Raw genomic sequence first — 21251 nt, forward strand, 5'->3', positions numbered from 1 at the left:
GCGCCACTGGAGTGGCGCGCTCCTATGAGCGTTCAGTGCTCTGACTTGGCCGGTGTCGGAGCCGTCGTCGGCTTGACGCCCATCCAGCCCTTCACCGTCTCGCGGAAGCGCTGGAACGCCACGTAGAGGCCCGGGATCACGAAGATGCCCAGGAATGAGGCCGCGATCATGCCGCCGAACACCGCGGTGCCGACGGCGCGCTGGGTGGCGGCGCCCGCACCCGAAGAGGTGACCAGCGGCACCAGGCCCAGGATGAAGGCGAACGAGGTCATCATGACGGCGCGGAACCGCAGGCTGGCGGCCGTCGTCGCCGCGGTGACGACGTCGGCACCCTTCTCGCGTTCGGCCATCGCGAACTCGATGATCAGGATCGCGTTCTTGGCGGCCAGGGCGATCAGGACCACGATGCCGATCTGGGCAAAGATGTTGTTGTCGAGGCCGGCGATCAGCAGCGCCGTCACCGCGCCGAACAGGCCGACGATGACCGACAGCAGCGCCGCTACCGGGATCGCCGTGCTCTCGTAGAGGCCGACCAGGAACAGGTAGGCGAAGACGACGGCGAGGCCCAGGATGAAGCCGGTCTGGCCGCTGGCCGCCTTTTCCTGCAGCGCCGTGCCCGTCCATTCGAAGCCGTAGCCGGCGGGCAGGGTGCGCGTCGCGAGCTTCTCCATGGCGGCGATGGCGTCGCCCGAGGAATAGCCCGGCGCGGGCGCGCCGTTCACCACCACCGAGCGCAGGTTGTTGTAGCGGACGACAGAGGAGGGCGCGGTGACCATCTCGATGTTCGCGACGGCCTGTAGCGGCACGAGCTCGCCGCTCGCCGCCCGCACCCGCACGCGGAACACATCGTTCACCTTGCTGCGGTCCGAGGCGTCGGCCTGGACCTTCACCTGCCAGGTGCGGCCGAACAGGTTGAAGTCGTTGGTGTAGGCGCCGCCCAGCGACGTCTGCATCGCCGAGAAGATGTCGGAGATCGAGATTCCCAGCGCCTGGGCGCGCTCGCGGTCGAGCTTGAGGTTGATCTGCGGCGTCGAGGCGCTGTAGGTCGTGTAGACGCCCGCGAGTTCCGGCACTTCCTGCGCGGAGATCATCACACCGCGCGCAACGGCCGCGAGGTCGGTCGGCGAGGCGCCGGCGAGCGACTGCACCACGAACTCGAAGCCCGCCGAATTGCCGAGACCCATGATCGGCGGCAGGTTGAACGCGAAGACGTTGGCCGAGGCGATCTGGCTGAAGGCGACGTTGAGTTCCTTCAGGGCGTGGAACACCGAGAGCGCGGGATCCTTCCTCTGGTCGAACGGCTTCAGCTCGACCACGACCAGGGCGCGATTGGGCAGAGCCAGGCCGTCGATCATGCTGTAGCCCGAGACGGTGAAGACGCTCTGCTTCCAGGGTTTGTCGGCGATGGTCTTCTCGACCTCCTCGACGGCCGCGAGCGTGCGGTTGGTCGACGCGGCGTCGGGAAGCTGCACCTCGGCCATGAAGGCGCCCTGGTCCTCGTCGGGCAGGAAGCCCGACGGCACCATGGAGCCGATGCCGCCAGTCGCGGCGGCGAAACCCACGACCAGCAGGAGGGCTACAATGCCGCGCCGCGCCAGCGGCGTCACGATCCTGGCGTAGCCATCGCGCGTCCTGTCGATGCGAGCCTGCATCCAGCCGATGACGCCGGTAGGCTTCTTGCGGTGGCGCAGGATCAGCGAGCAGAGCGCCGGCGACAACGAGAGCGCGTTGATCGCCGAGATGATCATCGAGACCGAAACGGCCACGGCGAACTGGGCGTAGAGCTGGCCCGAAATGCCGGGGATGAAGGCAGTCGGGATGAACACCGACAGCAGCACCAGGGTGATGGCGATGATCGGTCCGGTGACCTGGCCCATGGCCTTCTCGGTCGCCTGGGCGACCGTGAGCTCGGGCTCGTGTTCCAGGATGTGCTCGACCGCCTCGACCACGACGATGGCGTCGTCGACGACGATGCCGATCGCCAGCACCAGCGCCAGCAGCGAGATCGTGTTGGCCGAGTAACCCAGCGCCAGCATGACGGCGAAGGTGCCGATCAGCGCCACCGGGACTGCGATGATCGGGATCAGGGTGGCGCGCAGATTGCCGAGGAAGATGAAGACGACGATGCCGACCAGCACGAAGGCCTCGATCAGCGTCTTGATCACGCTCTTGATCGTGGCCTGCACGAAGACCGTCGTGTCGTACATCACGTTGTACGCGACATCCTCGGGGAAGCGCGGCTCCAGTGCCTTGATCGCATTGCGCACGCCCTGGGCGGTGGCCAGCGCGTTGGCGCCGGGCAGCTGGTAGATCTGGATGCCGGCTGCGGCCTGGCCGTTGTAGCGGCCGAGCTGGTCGCTGGTCTTGGCGCCGAGCTCGACCCGGGCGATGTCCTTGACCCGCACCAGCGCGCCGTCGGACTTGGCGCGCACCACGATGTTCTCGAATTCCTCGACAGTGACGAGGCGGCCCTGCGTGGTGATATTGAGCTGGAAGCTGACATCGTCGAGCAGCGGCGCGGCGCCCACCAGGCCGACCGCGGCCTGGACGTTCTGGGCCTGGACCGCCTGCACCACCTCGTTGGGGGTGATGTCGAGGCTCGCCATGCGCTCGAGGTTCAGCCAGATGCGCATCGAGTAGTCGAGCGCGCCGAACAGCGTGGCGTCGCCGACGCCCGGTACGCGCCGCAGCGTGTCGAGCAGGGTGATGGTCGTGAAGTTCGACAGGAAGAGCGCGTCGCGCGAGCCGTTGGGCGAGTAGACCGCCACGACCTGCAGCAGCGCTGAGGACTGCTTCTTGGTGGTGACGCCCAGCCGCTGTACCTCGGGCGGCAGCAGGGCCAGCGCCTGGTTGACCCGGTTGGTGACGTTGACGGTGTTGAGGTCGGGGTTCGAGCCGACCTCGAAGCTGACGGTGAGCGCGTAGCTGCCGTCGCCGCCCGACGTCGACTTCATGTAGATCATGCGTTCGACGCCGTTCACCTGCGCCTCGATGACCTGCGCCACGCTCTCCTCGACGGCCTGGGCCGAGGCGCCGGGATAGGTCGCGGTGACGCGCACCTGCGGCGGCACGATGTCGGGGAACTGCGCCACAGGCATCGCCGTCATGGCGATGAGGCCGGCGATGGTGATGACGGTCGAGATGACGAAAGCCAGCCGCGGCCGGCGGATGAACAGCGACGAAATCGTCATGGCTTACTGCTTCTGCGTCGATGCTGAAGGCGGCGCCACGCTGGGATTGACCGTCATGCCCGGCCGCACGCGCTGCTGGCCCTGGACAATGACCCTCTCGCCGGCCTTCAGGCCCGAGGTGATGGCGACCATGCCGTCGCGAGAGACGCCGGTTCTGACGCGCTTCTGTTCGACCACGTTCTTGTCGTTGACGACGAATAGGTAGGCGCCGGTCTGGTCCTGGGCGATGGCCGCCTGCGGAACAGCCACCGACGTCGGCACCTGCTCGCCTTCGATGATGACCCGGAGCGTCTGGCCGTCGGTCAGCATGCCATCGGGGTTGGGGAAGGTGGCGCGCACGATCTGGCCGTCGGTCTTGGCATCGACCGTGTTGTCGATGAAGTCGATCTTACCCTTCTCCTTGTAAATCGAGCCGTCGGCCAGCCGGATGCGCACCGCGATGCCGTTCGGGTCAGTGGCCTGGTCCCGCCGCGCGTCGAGCAGCTCGCGCTGTGTCACGGAGAACAACACGCGGATCGGATTCTCGCTGACGATGGTGGCCAGCACGCCCGAATCGGGACTGACGAGATTGCCCGGCGAGAAAGCGGCGCGGCCGATACGGCCGTCGATCGGCGACTTGATCTCGGTGTAGGAGAGCTGGAGTTCGGCGTCGCGAAGCTGGGCGCTGGAGTCCTCGACCTGCGCCTTGGCCTGGAGCTGCTCGGCGAGCCGCTGGTCGTAGGTCACCTGGGTCCCGGTGCTGGTGCGCAGCAGTTCGGCGGCGCGCTTCAGCTGGGTTTCGGCATTGGCCAGCCCTGCCCGTGCGGCGTCGAGCTGGGCCTTCTTCTGGTCGACGGCCGCCTGGTAGGTCTCGGGTTCGATGGTGAAGACGACCTGGTCCTTCTTGACCTGATCGCCGTCCGCGAATTTGCGCGGTCCCAGGAAGCCCTTTACCCGGGCGCGCAGCTCGACCTTGTCGACAGCCGCGGCGCGGCCGATGAATTCGGCCTGGTCGGCGATCGGCTTCATTTCGGCGGCCTGGACGAGCACGGCGGGCGGTGGGGCGCCGGGCTGCTGGGCGAGGGCCGGCGCCGCGCTGCAGGCAGCCCAAAGCGCCGCAGCGACGAGCATCGATGCCGTCGAACGTCGGTATTTCATCGTCGAGTCCCCACTCAAAACAGCGGTGGAACAGTGCCTTAATTCGCCCAAATCGTCACGGCAATTCAGGTCGAGATGGGCCTTGCAACATTACGTGTGATCGGGGAGGAGTCGGGAATGGCGGCATGGCGGTGGTTGGTTATCGTTGTCGCGACGGCGTGCGCCGTCGCGTCGTTCAACGCTGCCGCACAGACAGCCCCGCAGGCGCCCGCTTCCTCAGCCGGCAGCCCGGCTCAACGCAGTTCCTTCGCCAATCCCGCCGAGTACGACAGCTACATGGCGGCGCTGAACACCAAGGACCCGGCGCGGCGGGCGCAGGCCATGGAGGTGTTTATCGCCTGGTACCCGGGCAGTGTCCTGCGGCTGGACGCCCATGAGCAGGCGATATCGGCCTGGCAGGCGGCCAACCAGCCAGCCAAGGCCGACGTGCTTGTTGCGCGCCTGCTGCAGGTCGATCCCGACAATGTGCGCGCGCTGGCCAACCGGGCCTATGTCGGCCGCCTCAAGGCATCGGGCGGCGACGCCGCGGCGCTGGCGGCGGCCGTCACGGCTTCCGAGCGTGGCCTGGCCGTGATGCCCAAGTGGCAGAAGCCTGCCTTACTCGACGATGCCGGATTCGCACAGCTGAAGGAACAGATGGCCGGCATCTTCAACGGCGTTCTGGGCTTCGCGGCGCTGCAGGCCAAGGACTACGACAAGGCGCGGGACTACTATCGCGTGGCCGTGGAGGCCGACCCGACCAACCTGCAGGACGTCTATCAGTATTCGGTGGTGCAGCTCGAAGGCTCGCCGGTCGATGCGCTCGGTTTCTGGTACGGCGCCCGAGCGATCGCCATCGCCAAGGCAGCGAAGAACGATTCGGCGGCGCAGGATATCGATCGGTACGTTCGCTCGCGCTACAGCGTCTATCGCGGCAGCGAGCAGGGATGGGATGGAATCGTGACGCGCGTCGCCAACGAGGATGCGCCGCCGGCCAATTTCAGGAAATCGATTCCGCGCAATATGACGCCGCCCGAGCGGGCACTGGAGATCCTGGAAGACAACGAGCCGGCGAAGCTGACGCCGCCGCAGTGGGTTTTCGTGCTGCGCCATCGCGATGTCAGCCCGGCCAACAAGCGCGCGGCCGACGCCGTGTGGAAGGCGATCGGCGACAGGCAGCAGGGCGGCCAGCGGCTCAAACTGCCGTTCAAGGTGGTCACCGCCACTCCCGAGCGTATCGAAGGCGCGATCACGGACGAGGCCCGGGCGCGCAACGTCGTCGAGCTCGAGGTGACGATGATGCGGCCGCTCAGTCCCCTGCCGGCGGTGGGTTCGAACATCTTCATGTTCGGAACGCTGAGCGACTATCGGACACAGCCGTTCCTGTTCCGTCTGACCCGCGCCGAGCTTGCGCCCGAATCGCTGCCAGTGGCCGGCGGCCCCTGCGCCGATCCGCGGCCGCAGATGTGCACCAAGGACTATCGCCCGGCCTGCGGTCAGCTGCGCGACGGCACGCGCAAGACCTACAGCAACGCCTGCAGCGCGTGCAGCGATCCGCAGGTCGTGACCCAGGGCGCCGGCGCCTGTCCTTGAAAAGGTGAATCAAGCGCCGATCTTGTTCCTCCCCATTCAAATGGGGAGGTGCCCCGAAGGGGCGGAGGGGTCATGACCCCATAGCCTTCGTAAGACGAGGGCACTTCCCCTTTGCGGAGTCCGCAAAGGGGAAGCAATCAGATCAATGCGCCAGCAGCAGCGGCACGCGGCAGGACGAGATCACCTTGCCGGTGGCGCCGCCGAGACCGAGGAAGCTCATCACCTGGCCGCGGCCATAGGCGCCCATCACCAGCAGGTCGGCGCCCTTGCCGTGCGTGTAGTCGAGCAGGGCACGGCCGCGCGCGCGGCCTGAGACAGCGCCGGGATCGATGGCGTCGATGGTGGTCTTGATGCCGTGACGGCCGAGATTGCGTGCGAGATAGGACGCGCCGACATCGTCGGCCTTGGAGCCGACGACCAGGATCGTGATGGCGCTCGCCTTTGCCAGGAACGGCAGGGAATATTCGACGGCGCGGGCGGCCTGGAAGCTGCCGTTCCAGGCGACGATGATCGATCCGAAGCTGCCGCTGCCGGCGTTCGGCGGTGCGATCATGACGGCACGGGCGCATTCATGGATCGCGGCTTCGACGGTGGCGGGCGCCACGTTCTCGGGATCGGAGCCCGGGCGGCCCAGTACCAGCAGATCGGAGCACCGGCCCATCGCGACCAGCGTGTCGAGCGTCGCGGTCTCGGCGGCGGTATAGGTCGAGCCGGAATTGGTCGCGAGCAGTTCCTTGTAGGCGCGCTCCGATTCCTTGGCGCGCTCCTCGAGCCGCTCGTCGTCGAGATTCATGATCAGCGGCATCGCCTCGCCGCTCATGGCGAGGCCGCCGACAGCGCCACCGGCCGGACCGACCGGCAGGTGCAGCGCATCCACGGTGGCGTCGAAAATGCCGGCGACACGGGCGGCCAGCCGGAATGACATCGCGGCATCGGGACCGCCTTCGGACACGGCCAGAATCGACTTCAACATGTGGAAACTCCCCCAACGAATCTTCAGGACGCGCGATTAAGAAGCGGCAGCGCCTCAGGTGCAAGTCAAGTCTTTCGGTCGGCGGCTCAGCTTCGGGCCGCTTGCGCGAGGCCGGTCATCAGTTCGGCGACGCCGCCCAGTTCCTGGCCGGCATTGCGCGCGCCGCGCAGCACCTCCTCGATCGAACGACCGTTGGCCAGCGAGGCGGCGCCCCACAGTAGCGCCGACCGCATGCCGCTCTTGCAGAAGGCAACGACCCTCCCGTCGCCTTCTGCAAGAAGGTCGGCGAAGGCGCGCACCTGATCGGGCGTCGCGCGCGGACCGGAGAAGGGCAGGTCGAGGAAATTCAGTCCGGCTGACTCGGCAGCCGCGCGCAGGTCCGCCGTCTTCGGCTGGCCGAAGAAGGCCTCGCCGTCGGGCCGGTTGTTGACGACAGCGACGAAGCCCGCGGCGGCGATTGCCTTCATGTCACCCGGATTGAGCTGACCGGAAACGGAGACCCGGTCGTCGACCGGAAGGAGGGAAAGGCTCATGTCGACAACTCGCGTTTGCGGATCCAGTGGATGAAGGGCAGGGCCAGGAGGACCATCCAGAGCTTGCCGAGTATCTGGCCGGCCAGATACTCGAAGCTGCCGAAGGCCAGCCACAGGAAGAGGACGCTGTCGGCGATCAGGCCGACGACGCCGCTGGCCAGCACGGCCAGGACGAGGCCGCGCGATTGCAGCGGCGTATAGACCGCGAAGTCGGCGAGTTCGGACAGAAGGAAGGCCGTGGCCGAGGCGATGAGGAGCTGCGGCGGCGCGACCGCGCCCGACAGGGCAGCGCCCGCCACGACGGCGCCGACGGCGACGCCGCGCCCGAGCCTTCGCTGCACCAGGTCGCGCAGGACCAGCGCCAGCCCGATCATCAAGACGCCGGAGGGCGCCATCAGCGGCTTGCCGTCCGGGCCCCACGGCCAGACCGGTACCAGGCAGGGACCCTGCGGCACACAGACGGCACCGACATTGCCGATCATCCAGTTGGCGAGCGGGATGCAGGCGATGAAACCCAGGAAATAGGCCAGGCCCGCGAGCTTCGCCTGCTTGGTCGAATTCATGCCCGCGCTCCTAGCAGGTCCGCAGCGGCGCTGAAACCCCGGGGAACCCGCGCGCCATGGTTGCGTTGAACACGCACAATCCAGGAGACAATTTGATGCAGCCCATCGCCCGCCGCTCGATCCTGTTCGGCGTTACCGCCCTGTCGGCCCTCTCTGCCGGCGCCGCGTTCGCCGTCAACGCGCTGCCCGACGCCCGCTTCGTGGGCTTCGCTCAGGAGTTCAACGATTTCGAGATCGCCTCGGGCCGGCTCGCGCTCGCCAGGTCGACGAACGAGAACGTCCGCGGCTTCGCGGCCCGCATGGTCGCCGATCAGACCGAGGCGGCGCAGTTCCTGAGCAAGGCGCGGCAGGAAGCCGGCGTCTCCTACGCGCCCGATCCCAGCAACACGCCGGGCTGGACGGCCACGCTGCAGCGGTTGAACGTGCTGGAAGGCGTCGAATTCGACACGGCCTACGCCAACGCCCAGCTCGCCGCGCACATCGATGCCAATGCGCAGTATGGTGCCTACTCGCAGGACGGCGGCAACGGTGCGCTGCGCCGCTATGCCCAGGGTCAGCTTCCGAAGATCCAGCAGAACCTGACGGGCGCGCGTCAGCTCGCGGGCGGGCGCTGACGCCTCGCTAAATCGAGGGTGTTCCCTCGCGCCATACCGCGAAGCCTCGCTTGCGCAAGGCGCAGGCTGGGCATTCGCCGCATCCGTACCCCCAATCGTGCCGTGTGCCTCGGACGCTGTCGTAGCAGGTGTGGGTGTGCTCCAGGATCAGCTCGACCAGCGGCGGGCCGCCCAACTCGTTTGCAAGTCCCCAGGTCTCGGCCTTGTCGAGCCACATCAACGGCGTGTGGAGCACGAAGGCGCGATCCATGCCGAGGTTCAGTGTCACCTGCAGCGCCTTGATCGTGTTGTCTCGGCAGTCGGGATAGCCGGAGAAATCCGTCTCGCACATCCCGCCGACCAGATTGCGGATGTTGCGCCGCCAGGCCACGGCAGCTGCGAAGGTGAAGAACAGGAGATTGCGGCCGGGCACGAAGCTGTTGGGCAACCCGTCCTTCTCCATGGCGAAGGCGACGTCCCGCGTCAGCGACGTGTCACTGATCTGTCCCAGCACGCCCATGTCGATGAAATGGTCTTCGCCCAGCCGCTCCGCCCAGCTCGGAAAGCGGTGCCGGATCTGGGCGAGGACGATAAGCCTTTGTTCCAGCTCGATTCGATGCCTCTGACGGTAGTCGAAAGCGACCGTCTCGACATGCGCGAATCGCTCTAGCGCCCAGGCCAGACACGTGGTGGAGTCCTGTCCACCGGAGAAGAGGACGAGGGCAGATCGGGCATCGTTCATGAGGGGCTTTATCGCCCGCAACCTCCCTCCGCGCTACAGTGTTGGCGTTCAGCAGACCCATCGACCACAGAAGGAGGAACTCATGTTCGTCTCCGATATCCTGTCGCGTAAGGGCGGTCTCGTTCACACGGTCACACCGGGTACCTCGGTCGGCCAGATTTCCCAGCAACTCAGCACACGCCACATCGGCTCGGTGCTCATCCTCGATTCCGGCGATTCGGTTGCCGGCATCGTTTCCGAGCGCGACCTGGTGCACGCCTTTGCAAGGCACGGCGCCGCCGCCCTCGATCTGGAGGCGCGTCAGGTCATGACCCGCGACGTGGTCACCTGCGATCCCGACGATTCGATCGATCACGTGATGCAGCTCATGACCCGCGGCCGCTTCCGTCACCTGCCGGTGGTGCGTCACGGCGAATTGCTGGGGCTCGTCTCGATCGGCGACGTGGTGAAGGCGCGTCTCGAAGAGGCCCACCACGAGACCGAGGCGCTACGGGCCTACATCGTCGCCGGCTGACGGCTGCGCTTAAGTTCGACCACGATCTCCGCTAGGGTCCCCGCCGGACCCTGGGCGGAGAAGGCATGTCATTACCCCTGCAAGGCAAGGTCGCGCTCGTGACGGGCGCGGGCAAGAATATCGGCCGCACGATCGCACTGGCCCTAGCGCGCGATGGCGCGGCCATCGTGGTCAATGGCCGGTCGGACAAAGCAGCGGTCGATTCCGTCGTCGCCGAGATCGAGGCCGCCGGTGGCCAGGCTCTGGCCGCGATGGGCGACGTCTCCGATCCGTCCGTACCGCCTCGCCTGGCTGCGGAAGCGGCCGCCAAATTCGGCGGCGTCGACATCCTGATCAGCAATGCCGGCCTGCGCCGCCAAACCTCCTTCCTCGACATGTCGTTCGACGAGTGGCGCGAGATCATGTCGGTCGCGCTCGACGGTGCCTTTCTACTGGGCAAGGCGATTGTGCCTCAGATGGTGGCGCGCGGTGGCGGCGCCTTTGTGGCGCTCTCCGGCATCTCCACCCATGTCGGCACGACCAACCGCTGTCATGTGTCCGCCTCGAAGTCGGGCCTCGAAGGGCTGATGCGGGCGCTGGCGGTCGAGCTCGCGCCGCACAAGATCACCTGCAACGCATTGGCGCCCGGCGCGATCGACACGACGCGCGGCGCGGCGGCAGGCCCACGTCCGGCGGAGAACCGTCCGATTCCGCTGAAGCGCTTCGGCACGGTCGAGGAGATCGCCGCCATGGTGCGTCTGCTGGTCGGGCCGGAAGGCACCTTCATCACCGGCCAGACCATTCACGTGAACGGCGGCGAGTTCCTGACATGAGAAACCTGATCACCGATGTGCCGGGCGTGCTGGTCGGCAACGCCCAGGACATGCGCGCCGCCACCGGTGCCACGGTCGCAATCTTCGACCAGGGCGCGGTGGCCAGCATCGCGACCCTGGGCGGTGCGCCCGGCGACCGAATGGGCACCTCGCTCGAGCCGGAAATGGTCGGCCAGGCAATCGACGCCGTCGTCCTGTCAGGCGGCTCGGTCTATGGGCTCGACGCCGCGGGCGGCGCCTCGGCGGTGCTCTGCCAGCGCGGCCAGGGCCGCACCTTCGGCGGCCTCGCCATTCCGGTGGCGGTGCAGGCGATTCTGTTCGACCTGATCAATGGCGGCGAGAAGGACTGGATGCGCGAGCCGGTCAAACACGAGCCTCCCTATTGGGCGCTCGGCCGCGACGCCGCCCTGGTGGCGGCGCAGGAATTTGCGCTCGGCACGGCGGGTGCCGGCGTCGGGGCCACGACGGCGGGCCTGAAGGGCGGGCTGGGATCGACCAGTGCCCGGACCAGCCAGGGCTTCACCGTCGGCGCGCTGGTCGCTGTGAACGCCGTGGGCTCGGCCATGATCGGCAATGGTCCGCATTTCTGGGCGGGCGCCTACGAGCAGGGAAACGAGTTCGGCGGCCTGGGCTGGCCGGCCCGGTTGCCCGAGGATGCGCTGAAGTTGCGCTTCAAGGGGCAGGCGCTGCCGGCCACGGCGACCACCATCGCCCTCGTGGCCACGGACGCCGCGCTTACGAAGGCGGAGTGCAAGCGGCTGGCCATCATGGCGAATGATGGCCTGTCGAAGTCACTGCGTCCGGTGCACGCGCCGAACGACGGCGACACGGTGTTCGCGGCGGCGACGGGCCGGGCCGGGCCGGGCGGTGACCCGAGGGTCCTCATGGAACTCGGCACCGTCGCGGCCGACTGCTTGGCGCGGGCGGTGGCGCGCGGCGTCTACGAGGCAACGGCGCTGCCCTTCCCGAATGCCGTGCCCGACTGGAAGACCAAGTTCGGAGGTGGCCGGCAATGATGGGTTACCTGGTCGTCTTCGTCGGCGCGGGCATCGGCGGCGCGGCCCGTCACGGGATGAACATCTGGGTGGCGCGGTTGATGGGCTCGCACTTCCCCTGGCACACGCTGATGATCAACATCCTGGGCTCGATCGTGATGGGCCTGATCACCGGCTGGTTCGCCGAGCGCGTCGGTGCGGCCGGGCACCTTCGCCTGTTCCTGGCGACCGGCGTGATGGGCGGCTTCACGACTTTTTCCGCCTTCTCGCTCGACGCCGTGCTCCTCTGGGAGCGGCACGAATATCTGATGGCGGCGCTCTATGTCGGCGGTTCGGTCGCCGGCGCGATCGCGGGCCTCGCGGCGGCGCTCTGGATCATGGGCAAGGCGCTGGCGTGAGCCAGCCGCAGGCTTTCGACGTTGTCGTCATGGGCGGCGGCGCCGCGGGGTTGATGTGCGCGATGCGAGCGGGCCAGCGTGGCCGAAGGGTCCTTCTGCTGGACCATGCCGAGAAGGTCGGCAAGAAGATCCTGATCTCGGGCGGCGGGCGCTGCAACTTCACCAACCGCGACGCGCGCCCCGAGGCCTTTCTGTCGGCCAATCCGCATTTCGCCAAGTCGGCGCTGGCGCGCTACACCCAGCACGACTTCATCGATCTGGTGAACAAGCACCGCATTGCCTGGCACGAGAAGACGCTGGGTCAGCTCTTCTGTGACGGCTCGGCCCGCCAGATCGTGGCGATGCTGCTCGACGAATGTGCCGCGGTCGGCGTCGACGTGCGGGTCGCGCACAAGGTGACGCGCGTCGAGAAGCCCGCCCGCTTCACGGTGACGACGGACCATGGCGATTTCTCTGCGGCCTCCGTCGTGCTGGCGACCGGCGGGCTCTCGATCCCGAAGATGGGCGCGACGGGCTTCGCGCACGAGGTGGCGCGCCACTTCGGGCTGCGCGTCACCGACACGCGGCCGGCGCTGGTGCCGCTTACCTTGCCTGTCCCGGAGATCAGCGGCGTGTCGCTCGACGTCGAAGCGCGCTGCGGCCGCGCGCGCTTTCGCGAGGCGCTGCTGTTCACCCATCGCGGCCTGTCGGGCCCGGCGATTCTGCAGGTTTCCTCCTACTGGAAGCCGGGACAGGAGATCGTCGTCGACCTGCTGCCGGACCTCGACGCCGCATCGTTCCTGAAAGAACGCAAGCGCACGCGGCCGAAAGCCGAGCTGCGGACTGTCCTGGCGGAAGTGCTGCCGCAGCGGCTCTCCCAAAGCCTGGCGCCGGAAGGACTCATGGCCAACCAGCGCGACCGCGATCTCGAGACGCTGGCGACCCGCCTGAAGGTCTGGACCTTCGTGCCGACCGGCACCGAGGGCTTTGCCAAGGCCGAGGTCACCCTGGGCGGCATCGACACCGACGGACTCTCCTCGAAGACGATGGAGGCGAAGAAGGTCTCCGGCCTCTTCGCGATCGGCGAGGCTGTCGACGTCACCGGCTGGCTGGGCGGTTACAATTTCCAGTGGGCCTGGTCGAGCGGCTGGGTCGCCGGCGAGGCCGTCTGACAATTCGTGCCGATTGTGGAGTGAGATCGCTTGATTTGGTTCAAAGCATCCGTCGTCCCGACCGGAGCACCGTAGGTGCGGAGTGGAGAGACCTCCTCTCTACAATTTGACGGCTTTTGGTGGAGCGAAGGTCTCTCCGCTTCGCCTCGCTGCGCTCGGCTCCGGTCGAGACGACGGGAGTTTGCTTTCAGCAATTGGGTTTCAGGTCGATCTCGCTTCAAGTCATTTCGTCTCAATGACCGAGATAGCTGCGGCGCAGGTCGGGATCGCGGGCGAGATCTGTGGCGCTGCCGGACAGCGCGATGCGGCCGTTCTCCAGAACATAGGCGCGATGGGCGATGGCCAGTGACTGCACGACATTCTGCTCGACCAGCAGGATCGCGAGGCCCTGCCGGTTGAGTTGGCCGATCAGGCCGAACATCTCCTCGACCAGGAGCGGCGATAGGCCGAGCGAGGGCTCGTCGAGGATCAGCAGCCGCGGCTCGCCCATCAGGCCGCGGCCGATCGCCAGCATCTGCTGTTCGCCGCCCGACAGCGTGCCGGCCGACTGTGTCAGTCGCTCGCGCAAGCGCGGGAAGGTCGCAAGCACCCGCTCGAGATTGGCGGCTCGGTTGGGCTTGCCGCGTCGATAGCTGCCGAGCTCCAGATTGTCGCGCACCGACAGGTTGGGAAAGACTCGGCGGCCTTCCGGCACCTGCACCAGACCCGCCTCGACGATGTGCATGGAAGAGGCGGCCGCGATCTCGCTGCCGTCGAAGCGGATCGAGCCGCCGCGCGGCCGGTAGAGGCCGGAGACATTGTTGTTGAGGGTCGATTTGCCGGCTCCGTTGCTGCCCAGCAGCGCCACGATCTCGCCAGCACCGACGGTGAGGTCGACGCCGCGCAGCACCTCGATGGCGCCATAGCCGGCATGCAGGGCCGAGACCTCAAGCACGAAGAACCTTGGCGGCGCCGTGGCCGAGATAGGCTTCGATCACCAATGCGTTGTCCGCAATGGCGGCCGGCGTCCCCTCGGCGATCATGCGGCCCTGGTTCAGCACGTAGACGCGTTCGGCGAGCGAGGTCACGGCCTGCATGACGTGCTCGGTCAGCAGGATGGTGACGCCGGCGGCGCGGATGTTCTTGATCACGCCTACGATCTCGACGATTTCCGTCGGATTGAGCCCGGCCATCACCTCGTCGAGCAGCAGGAGCCGCGGCCCGGTCGCCAAAGCGCGCGCGAGTTCGAGCCGCTTGCGGCCGGCGACGGTGAGGTCGGCGCCACGCTGGTCGAGCTGGTCCTTCATGCCGACCAGGCCGGCCACGGCCTCGGCTTCGCGCGCGGCCAGGCGACGGTCGGCAGTACGGAAGTAGGCGCCGACCATGATGTTTTCGCGCACGCTGATGCCCGCGAAGGGCTGCGTGATCTGGAAGGTGCGAACCATGCCGGCGGCGCAGATGCGATGCGGGGCGAGGCCGGTGATCGGCTTGCCCTCGAAGGAGACCGCGCCGGCATCGGGTCGGTGGAAGCCGGCAATGGTCGCGAACAGGGTCGTCTTGCCCGCCCCGTTGGGGCCGATCAGTCCCACGATCTCGCCCGCGGCCACGTCGAGCGAGGCGTTGTCCACGGCCTTGAGGCCGCCGAAGGACTTCGAGATGTCGCGCACCTCAAGCATGGCGCGGCTTTCTTCGGAACAGGCTCATCAGCCCGTCGGGCAGGCGCGCCACGATCAGAATCAGCATGATGCCGTAGACGATCAGGCTGAGCGGCTGGACGTTCTTGAGGGCCGGCACGACGCTGGCCAGCCAGCGCGTCACCTCGTTGATGCCCATCAGGGTGAAGGAGCCGATCAGCGGCCCGAAGATCGTGCCCGCGCCGCCGACCATGCTGACCAGCAGCATCTCGACCGACTTGTCGACGCCGAAGGCGATGCCGGGGTCGATGTAGAGGTACTTCTGCGCGTAGAAGGTGCCGCCGGCCGCGCACATCGCGCCCGACAGGGTGAGCATCTTCACCTTCTCGGCGAAGACGTCGATGCCCAGCGCCCGCGCCGCATCCTCGTTCTCGCGGATCGCCACCAGCCGTGCGCCGAAGCGGCTGCGCGTCAGCTGCCAGGCGATCAGCAGCGAGACGATGCAGAGCAGCAGGGCGAGGTAGTAGATCCAGATCGGGTCCTTGAACTGGAAGTTCTCGGGCCGCGGGTCGGCCTTGATCAGCATGCCGAGCCCGCCCTTTGTGAAGGGCACCGAGTTCGCGAGGATGCGGAAGACCTCGGCGAAGGCCAAGGTGATTAGCGCGAAGTAGGAACCGCGCAAGCCGGCCCGGAAGGAGAGTACGGCGATCATCCAGCCGACAGCGCCGCCCGCCGCCATGGCCACGAGCCAGGCGAGCCAGGGGTTCCATCCATAGGTCACCTGCAGGATGGTCGAGGTATAGGCGCCGGTGCCGAAGAATACGACATGCCCGAACGAGGTCTGGCCCGCGAAGCCGCCGGCGATGTTCCAGGACTGGCCGATGAAGGCAGTGAAGAAGGCCAGCATGCCGATCGTGACGAGATAGTTCGGCACCAGCAGCGGCCAGGCCAGGGCCGCGGCGAGCCCGACGACGCAGAGGGGCACAGCGCGGCTCATGCCTTGCTCCCGAACAGGCCGGTGGGCTTCAGCAGCAGGATCAGGATGAAGATCAGCGAGATGCCGATCTGGCCGAGCTGCTCGCCCAAAAAGAGCCCGCCCAGCGATTCGGTGATGCCGATGATGAAGCCGCCGATGGCGGCGCCTGCGAAGCTGCCCATGCCGCCCAGCACGACGATGGTGAAGGCCACGAGGACGAAGGCATGTCCCGACGACGGCGTCACATAGTAGGTCGGCATCAGCAGGCACGCCGCGGCGCCGAGGCAGGCGATGCCGATGCCGTAGCAGACGGCGAAGACGTTCTCGACGTCGATGCCGACCAAGCGCGCGCCCTGCCTCTCCTTGGCGACGGCGCGGATCGCCTTGCCCATGTCGCTCTTTGCCATGTAGAGACCGAGCGCCGCGCAGATCACCAGCGAGGCGCCGAACGAGATGATCTTGGGCAGCGGCAGGAAGGCTGCACCGATCTCGACGAAGGTGCCGGCATAAGGAACGTCGATGGTCTGCGTGTCGCCGCCGAAGAACAGCAGCGCGACATTGTCGATCACGATCGAGAGGCCCAGCGTGATCAGCAGGATGTTCTCGTCGCGGCCGTGATTGTAGCGGCCGATCAGCACGCGGTAGAGGATGAAGCCGAACCCGAAGGCGCCGGCGATGACCACCGGCAGGGCGGCATAGGGATCGATGCCGATCAGCCGCCAGAGGTAGAAGACGGCGTACATGGCCAGCATCAGCAGGCTGCCATGGGCAAAGTTGATGATGTGCAGCACGCCGTAGATCAGGGTGAGGCCGACCGCGACCAGAACATAGATGCCGCCGGCCAGAAGGCCGTTCAGGACGCCCGCGACGAGAAAGGCGGGATCGAACACGCCTTCAGCTTCTTTCGGCTTCGGGTTTACTCCTCATCCTGAGGAGGCCCGAAGGGCCGTCTCGAAGGATGGGCAGCAGACGCGGTGCTCGTGCCCACCCTTCGAGACGCTCACTGCGTTCGCTCCTCAGGGTGCGGTATTTGTTGGGGAGTCCGATACGATTCGATATCACGCGGAAGCCCTTAGAGCTTCGGCTTGGGGAACACCGCCTTGGCCGAGGCGAACTCCTCGGGCGCGATCACCTCGATGTCGCCCTTGAGAGACTGCATGGTCGCCGGCCGCCCGCCTTGGTTCTGGCCGTTGACGAACTTCGTCGGCCCGTAGGGCATCAGCTCGGCCTTGAAGGTCGAGGCGGCCAGCGCCGCGATCAGCTTCTCCTTGTCGGCCGAACCGGCATGCTCCAGTGCATCGGCCAGCAGCATGACGTTGGTGTAGGTGAGATAGACCTCGAAGGTGAACAGTGCGCCCGTGGCCTCGACGCGCTTCTTCAGCGCCTGGGCCTGCGGGCTCTTCGGATTGTACCAGTGGTTCACGTCCATCATGTACTGGGAGACGTCGGGCATCTCCTTGACGAACTTGTAATTGAAGCCGCCGCCGAGGATCGAGAAGAAGCCCGCGACGTTCACCTTCTGCTGGAAGAGCGTGCGTGCCAGCAGCATGTATTCGTTGCCGTAGTTCGACATCATGACGATGTCGGGCGCCAGCGAGCGGATGCGCAGCGCGATATTGTCGAAGTTGCGCGTCGGATTGTCGTGCGCGATCAGCTCCTTGGCCGTGATGCCGATCGAGGGCAGCTTGCCGGCGAGCAGCTTGGCCGTGCCGGTGCCGAACTCGCCCGATTCGTGGACGATCACCGCTGTCTTGGCGACGTTGTTCGCGGCCTTGTTGAGGGCAGCCAGCGAGGCGATGCCGTCGTCGACGCAGACGCCGAAGCCCGGCTTTAGGCGGAACACGTTCTTGAGGCCGCGGCTCATCAGCAGGTCGGAGGCGCCCACATCCACGAGGAAGGGCGTGCCGTACTTGGCGGCGGCCTGGCTGGCGGCGATGCCGACCGGGCTCTGGAAGCAGCCGATATAGGCCGCCACGCCCTGCTCGTTCATTTTCTCGACTTCGCTGACGCCGACCTCGACCTTGGACTGGCTGTCGCCCAGCAGCGCTTCGAGCTTCGCGCCACCCATCGACTTGATGCCGCCCGCCTTGTTCACGTCCTCGACGGCCATCGTGCCGCCCAGCCGGCTCTGCTGGCCGTTATAGGCCACGAAGCCGGTGACGGGATGGATCAGGCCCACCTTCACCGCGGCGGGCTGGGCGCGGACCAAGCCGGGAGTGCCGATCGCGCCGGTCGCCAGCGCGGCGCCGCCGGCAAGGAGAAGCCGACGCGAAACTCCAGACGTCCGTTCCTTGGCCATGAAAACCTCCCGGCAGATCAACGAGCGAAGATCGAGCGTATGTCGGCGATGCTATCCAGAGCCAGAATCTTCTTGCGCATGTCGTCGGCGACTTCGCGACGCAACATCCGTGCCGTCAGCGAGAAGTACTTTCCAGTGAGCTCGTCGCGCGAATAGGGATCCTGGTCGTCGCCGCGATTGGCCTCGACGGAAGCCGAGAGCGTGCGGCCGTCGCGCAGGCGGACATCGACCCGCGCCGGGCGGAACTGCGGCAGCTTCGCTGTCATCGCCTTGTCCTCGGTCACAAAAACGCGCTTGGCCAGCGCCTGGACCCGCTCGTCGCGCAGCGCGTCCCAGGTGAAGTTCTCGACCCGCGAGGAGCCGCGTACGAGGCGCGTGGCCACCGCGAAGGGCACGGAGAACTTGCCGGCCAACGTGTTGCGCGGCGCCTGGTCGTCGAGCTCGGCGGCGTAGAGATAACTCGCGACATCCACCCGCTCGACCGCGTCGGCGGCGACGGCTTCCTGCGCGAGCAAGTTCTCGAGCGCATCGAGCGCGCCGTGATTGTAGCGGCAGCAGGAATGGAGCTTGAAATAGTTCTGATCGATCTGCCAGTCGCGGCCGAGCCCGTCGGTCATGCGCGCCGTGTCGAAGCGCTCCGACACGACCTTGCCGAACACGCTGGACAGTCCGTCGCGCTCGCCGATGAAACCCGTCTCGACGAGATCGATCGCCATCAGCGCCATGCGGTTCGAGATGCCGGCATAGGCGTTCCGCACCGTGCCGCCCTCCAGCATCGTGCGCTTGGAGCTGGCGAGGGTCAGCGAGGAGGCGACGTTGATCGTCTCGCGGATCCGCGGCGCATCGTAGCCCAGCAGCTTCGCCACGGCGCCCGCGGCGCCGACCGTGCCCCAGGTGCCGTGCGGATGCATGTCGGGTCGCAGGGAGGCCGCGATTCCGATGCGCGCGCCGACCTCGTAGCCCAGGATCAGCGCCTCCATCGCTGCCTTGCCCGAGAGGCCCTTGATCTCGGCCATGGCCCAGACGGCGGGCAGCGCATGGATCGAGGGATGGCCCTTGGCGAAGCGGTTGCCCTCGTCCATTTCCAGGAACGTGCCGGCTGTGCCGTTCAGGAAGGCGGCGGCGGCCGACACGGCCGTCTTGCCCGTACCCATCACGGAGGCCTCGCCGACCGGGCTGACGGTGAGTCGGGCGGTCAGCGCCTGCATCTCGGGCTCGGCCGCACCGCCCACGATGGCGCCGACCGTGTCGAGGATGACATAGCGCGTCTGTTCGACGGTGGCGGGCTGCAGCGTTTCGAGGCGGAAGTCGGCGATGAACTCCGCCAGCGTATCGAGCCAGAACCTGGTCACGCGATCAGCCCATCATCGTTTCGCGATAGTGCCTGGCTACGTCGCCCGGCGTCGCCTGCCAGACATTGCCGAAGCGCTCGACGCGGCGCAGCGCCTCGTCGAGATATTTGATGCGGTGCGCCATGCCCATCAGCCAGGGATGGATCGACAGGTTGAAGACCTGGCCGCCCTCGTGATGCAGCAGCTCGAAGGCATCGCCCACGATGTCGGGATAGCGCGTGGTGTTGATGCGCCGCAGCCAGAGCTGCTGTACGTCGTCCCATTCCGGCTGGTTGGGCAGCGAGACGAATTTCCGGTCGTCGCCGACATGCATTGCATAGGGCTGGTCGTCGTTCGGCCAGTCGAGGACATAGTCGAGGCCGGCCTCGGCCAGCAGCTGGGGCGTCCTCTGGCTCTCGCCATATTCCTGGCCGAGCCAGCCCCTGGGCGCGCTGCCCGTGGCTTTCTCGATCGCCACTATGGACGTTGCGATTTCGGCCTTCTCCTCGGCTTCGCTCATCTTGGAGCTGATCATGCGATTGGCCGAGACGCCATGGCCGATGATCTCGTAGTTCCGCTTGCGGAACTGCTCCATCAGGAAGGGATAGCGCTCCGCCGCCATCGCGTTGACGGCCACGCCGGCGCGGATCTGGTAGCGATCGAGCACGTCGAGGACGCGGAAGATGCCGGTGCGGTTGCCGTATTCGCGCTGCGTCCAGGTGCGGTAGTCCGGATGGTAGGTGCCGAACTCGCCGGTGAAGCGGCTGTCCTTCACGATGCCCTCGGGCGGCAGCAGCTCGTAGTATTCGAGATGCAGCACGACGTAGAAGGCGACGCGGGCGTTGCGCGGCCAGTTGAGCTTCGGCCGCTTCGGATAGGGCGCGTAGTCGTACCAGGGATTGTCCATCCCGGCGGGCAGCGGCGGCGGGTTCTTGGGAACGGTACTCATGTCACGCCTCCTTCCCGAGATGCTGCTGGTAGGGCTTCAGCCCGTTGGCGGTGTACCAGTCGAGGATCTCCTCGGCGGTGCAGACCCAGGCATCCTTGTGCTTGCGGATGTAGGACAATGCGCGGTCGAGATGCTTCAGCCGGTGCGGCGCACCCATCATGTAGGGATGCAGCGCGAGGCACATGACCCGGCCGTTCTCGCCGCCCTCGCGATAGACCGTGTCGAAGTGGTCGATGATCATCTGGGCGAATTCCTCCGCCTCGACCGGCTGGCGGTAGATCATCGCGTCGTTGAGGTCCATCGAATAGGGGACGTGGATCAGCGGGCCGTGCTTGGTGGCGAGTGGTGTCGGCTGGTCGTCGTGATAGAAGTCGCAGAAGTATTCGAGGCCGGCTTCCTTCACGAGGTCGGGCGTGTTCAGCGTGTTGGAGACGGCAGGCGAGAACCAGCCGCGCAGCTTGCGGCCGGTGAGCCGCAGGTGCGTCGCCTTGCTGTGCTCGATGACCTCGCGCTCTTCCTCCGGCGCGTAGCCCCAGTGATAGCGCGTGTTGAAATAGCCGTGGCTCATATATTCCCAGCGCCGCGCTTCCATGGCCTCGAGGATATCGGGATACATCTCGATCACCGACATCGAGAGCGAGACGGTGCAGCGGATGCTGTGCTTGTCCAGCACCTCGAACATGCGCCACAGGCCGACCCGGTTGCCGTAGTCGCGGCCGCCATAGCCCAGTACGTCGGGATGCGGCATGCGCGGCCACGGATTGCGCACTCGGACCTCGGCCGGGAGATATTCGTAGTGCTCGATGTTGGGGCAGACCCAGACCGCGACGCGGGCATTGTTGGGCCAGGAGAGTTTCGGCCGCTCGACGATGGGGGAATAGCCGAATCGATAGGGGTCCATCCGGGGAC

Annotated in this window: 21 protein-coding genes; 7 read left to right on the plus strand and 14 right to left on the minus strand. The window is 66.8% G+C overall.

Annotation, left to right across the window (positions count from 1 at the left end; genetic code table 11):
* Window positions 1-32: 32 nt before the first annotated feature.
* Both EPO41_RS15645 and EPO41_RS15650 read right to left on the minus strand, forming a co-directional pair.
* The gene (locus EPO41_RS15645) at window positions 33-3191 is read right to left on the minus strand and encodes a multidrug efflux RND transporter permease subunit (protein ID WP_296326733.1); all 3159 of its coding nucleotides are present in this window, start codon (window positions 3189-3191) and stop codon (window positions 33-35) included.
* A gap of 3 nt (window positions 3192-3194) precedes the next feature.
* The gene (locus tag EPO41_RS15650; RefSeq protein WP_296326734.1) at window positions 3195-4328 is read right to left on the minus strand and encodes an efflux RND transporter periplasmic adaptor subunit; all 1134 of its coding nucleotides are present in this window, start codon (window positions 4326-4328) and stop codon (window positions 3195-3197) included.
* 117 nt (window positions 4329-4445) lie between these two features.
* On the opposite strand from EPO41_RS15650, the gene EPO41_RS15655 reads away from it, so the two are divergent.
* Window positions 4446-5900, plus strand: coding sequence for a hypothetical protein (locus tag EPO41_RS15655; protein WP_296326736.1), 1455 nt, complete (start codon window positions 4446-4448; stop codon window positions 5898-5900).
* 142 nt (window positions 5901-6042) lie between these two features.
* Here the strand turns inward: EPO41_RS15655 and EPO41_RS15660 are convergent, their stop codons facing one another.
* The 3 genes from EPO41_RS15660 to EPO41_RS15670 all read right to left on the minus strand — a co-directional run bounded on the left by EPO41_RS15660 (window position 6043) and on the right by EPO41_RS15670 (window position 7969).
* Window positions 6043-6873, minus strand: coding sequence for a universal stress protein (locus tag EPO41_RS15660; RefSeq protein WP_296326738.1), 831 nt, complete (start codon window positions 6871-6873; stop codon window positions 6043-6045).
* A gap of 86 nt (window positions 6874-6959) precedes the next feature.
* Window positions 6960-7406 carry a TIGR01244 family sulfur transferase gene (locus EPO41_RS15665; RefSeq protein ID WP_296326740.1) on the minus strand — a complete coding sequence of 149 codons (447 nt, stop codon included), beginning with the start codon at window positions 7404-7406 and terminating at the stop codon, window positions 6960-6962.
* Window positions 7403-7969 (minus strand): VUT family protein, encoded by a 567-nt coding sequence (locus tag EPO41_RS15670; protein WP_296326742.1) that lies wholly within the window; start codon window positions 7967-7969, stop codon window positions 7403-7405. Before EPO41_RS15670 ends, EPO41_RS15665 begins: the two co-directional genes overlap by 4 nt.
* A gap of 95 nt (window positions 7970-8064) precedes the next feature.
* Here EPO41_RS15670 and EPO41_RS15675 point away from each other — a divergent pair, with 95 nt between their 5' ends.
* Window positions 8065-8583 (plus strand): DUF4142 domain-containing protein, encoded by a 519-nt coding sequence (locus EPO41_RS15675; protein ID WP_296326744.1) that lies wholly within the window; start codon window positions 8065-8067, stop codon window positions 8581-8583.
* 7 nt (window positions 8584-8590) lie between these two features.
* Here EPO41_RS15675 and queC read toward each other — a convergent pair whose 3' ends face one another.
* Window positions 8591-9304 (minus strand): 7-cyano-7-deazaguanine synthase QueC, encoded by a 714-nt coding sequence (queC, locus tag EPO41_RS15680; RefSeq protein WP_296326746.1) that lies wholly within the window; start codon window positions 9302-9304, stop codon window positions 8591-8593.
* 82 nt (window positions 9305-9386) lie between these two features.
* On the opposite strand from queC, the gene EPO41_RS15685 reads away from it, so the two are divergent.
* From EPO41_RS15685 to EPO41_RS15705, 5 genes are all read left to right on the plus strand, one after another.
* Window positions 9387-9818, plus strand: a complete 432-nt coding sequence (locus tag EPO41_RS15685) for a CBS domain-containing protein (protein WP_296326748.1) — start codon at window positions 9387-9389, stop codon at window positions 9816-9818.
* Window positions 9819-9883: 65 nt separating this feature from the next.
* The gene (locus EPO41_RS15690; RefSeq protein WP_296326750.1) at window positions 9884-10630 is read left to right on the plus strand and encodes an SDR family NAD(P)-dependent oxidoreductase; all 747 of its coding nucleotides are present in this window, start codon (window positions 9884-9886) and stop codon (window positions 10628-10630) included.
* The gene (locus EPO41_RS15695; RefSeq protein WP_296326753.1) at window positions 10627-11646 is read left to right on the plus strand and encodes a P1 family peptidase; all 1020 of its coding nucleotides are present in this window, start codon (window positions 10627-10629) and stop codon (window positions 11644-11646) included. Before EPO41_RS15690 ends, EPO41_RS15695 begins: the two co-directional genes overlap by 4 nt.
* Complete coding sequence (gene crcB, locus EPO41_RS15700; RefSeq protein WP_296326887.1) at window positions 11646-12023, plus strand: fluoride efflux transporter CrcB; 378 nt, start codon at window positions 11646-11648, stop codon at window positions 12021-12023. The genes EPO41_RS15695 and crcB overlap by 1 nt, the downstream gene beginning before the upstream one ends.
* Complete coding sequence (locus EPO41_RS15705; RefSeq protein ID WP_296326755.1) at window positions 12020-13174, plus strand: NAD(P)/FAD-dependent oxidoreductase; 1155 nt, start codon at window positions 12020-12022, stop codon at window positions 13172-13174. The genes crcB and EPO41_RS15705 overlap by 4 nt, the downstream gene beginning before the upstream one ends.
* Window positions 13175-13406: 232 nt before the next feature.
* Here the strand turns inward: EPO41_RS15705 and EPO41_RS15710 are convergent, their stop codons facing one another.
* The 8 genes from EPO41_RS15710 to EPO41_RS15745 form a co-directional block, all read right to left on the minus strand.
* Window positions 13407-14108, minus strand: coding sequence for an ABC transporter ATP-binding protein (locus EPO41_RS15710; RefSeq protein ID WP_296326757.1), 702 nt, complete (start codon window positions 14106-14108; stop codon window positions 13407-13409).
* Complete coding sequence (locus EPO41_RS15715) at window positions 14101-14829, minus strand: ABC transporter ATP-binding protein (protein ID WP_296326759.1); 729 nt, start codon at window positions 14827-14829, stop codon at window positions 14101-14103. The genes EPO41_RS15710 and EPO41_RS15715 overlap by 8 nt, the downstream gene beginning before the upstream one ends.
* The gene (locus EPO41_RS15720) at window positions 14822-15784 is read right to left on the minus strand and encodes a branched-chain amino acid ABC transporter permease (protein WP_296326761.1); all 963 of its coding nucleotides are present in this window, start codon (window positions 15782-15784) and stop codon (window positions 14822-14824) included. Before EPO41_RS15720 ends, EPO41_RS15715 begins: the two co-directional genes overlap by 8 nt.
* Window positions 15781-16653, minus strand: a complete 873-nt coding sequence (locus tag EPO41_RS15725) for a branched-chain amino acid ABC transporter permease (RefSeq protein WP_296326763.1) — start codon at window positions 16651-16653, stop codon at window positions 15781-15783. Before EPO41_RS15725 ends, EPO41_RS15720 begins: the two co-directional genes overlap by 4 nt.
* A gap of 182 nt (window positions 16654-16835) precedes the next feature.
* On the minus strand, window positions 16836-18062 hold the full coding sequence (locus tag EPO41_RS15730; RefSeq protein WP_296326765.1) for an ABC transporter substrate-binding protein: 1227 nt from the start codon (window positions 18060-18062) through the stop codon (window positions 16836-16838).
* A gap of 17 nt (window positions 18063-18079) precedes the next feature.
* Window positions 18080-19414, minus strand: coding sequence for an MmgE/PrpD family protein (locus EPO41_RS15735; RefSeq protein WP_296326767.1), 1335 nt, complete (start codon window positions 19412-19414; stop codon window positions 18080-18082).
* A gap of 4 nt (window positions 19415-19418) precedes the next feature.
* Complete coding sequence (locus tag EPO41_RS15740) at window positions 19419-20342, minus strand: polysaccharide deacetylase family protein (protein WP_296326769.1); 924 nt, start codon at window positions 20340-20342, stop codon at window positions 19419-19421.
* Window position 20343: 1 nt separating this feature from the next.
* Window positions 20344-21243: a polysaccharide deacetylase family protein gene (locus EPO41_RS15745; protein WP_296326771.1), complete on the minus strand. Its 900-nt coding sequence runs from the start codon at window positions 21241-21243 to the stop codon at window positions 20344-20346.
* Window positions 21244-21251: the final 8 nt, after the last annotated feature.

The sequence above is a fragment of the Reyranella sp. genome (genome assembly GCF_004297265.1).
GTDB lineage: Bacteria > Pseudomonadota > Alphaproteobacteria > Reyranellales > Reyranellaceae > Reyranella.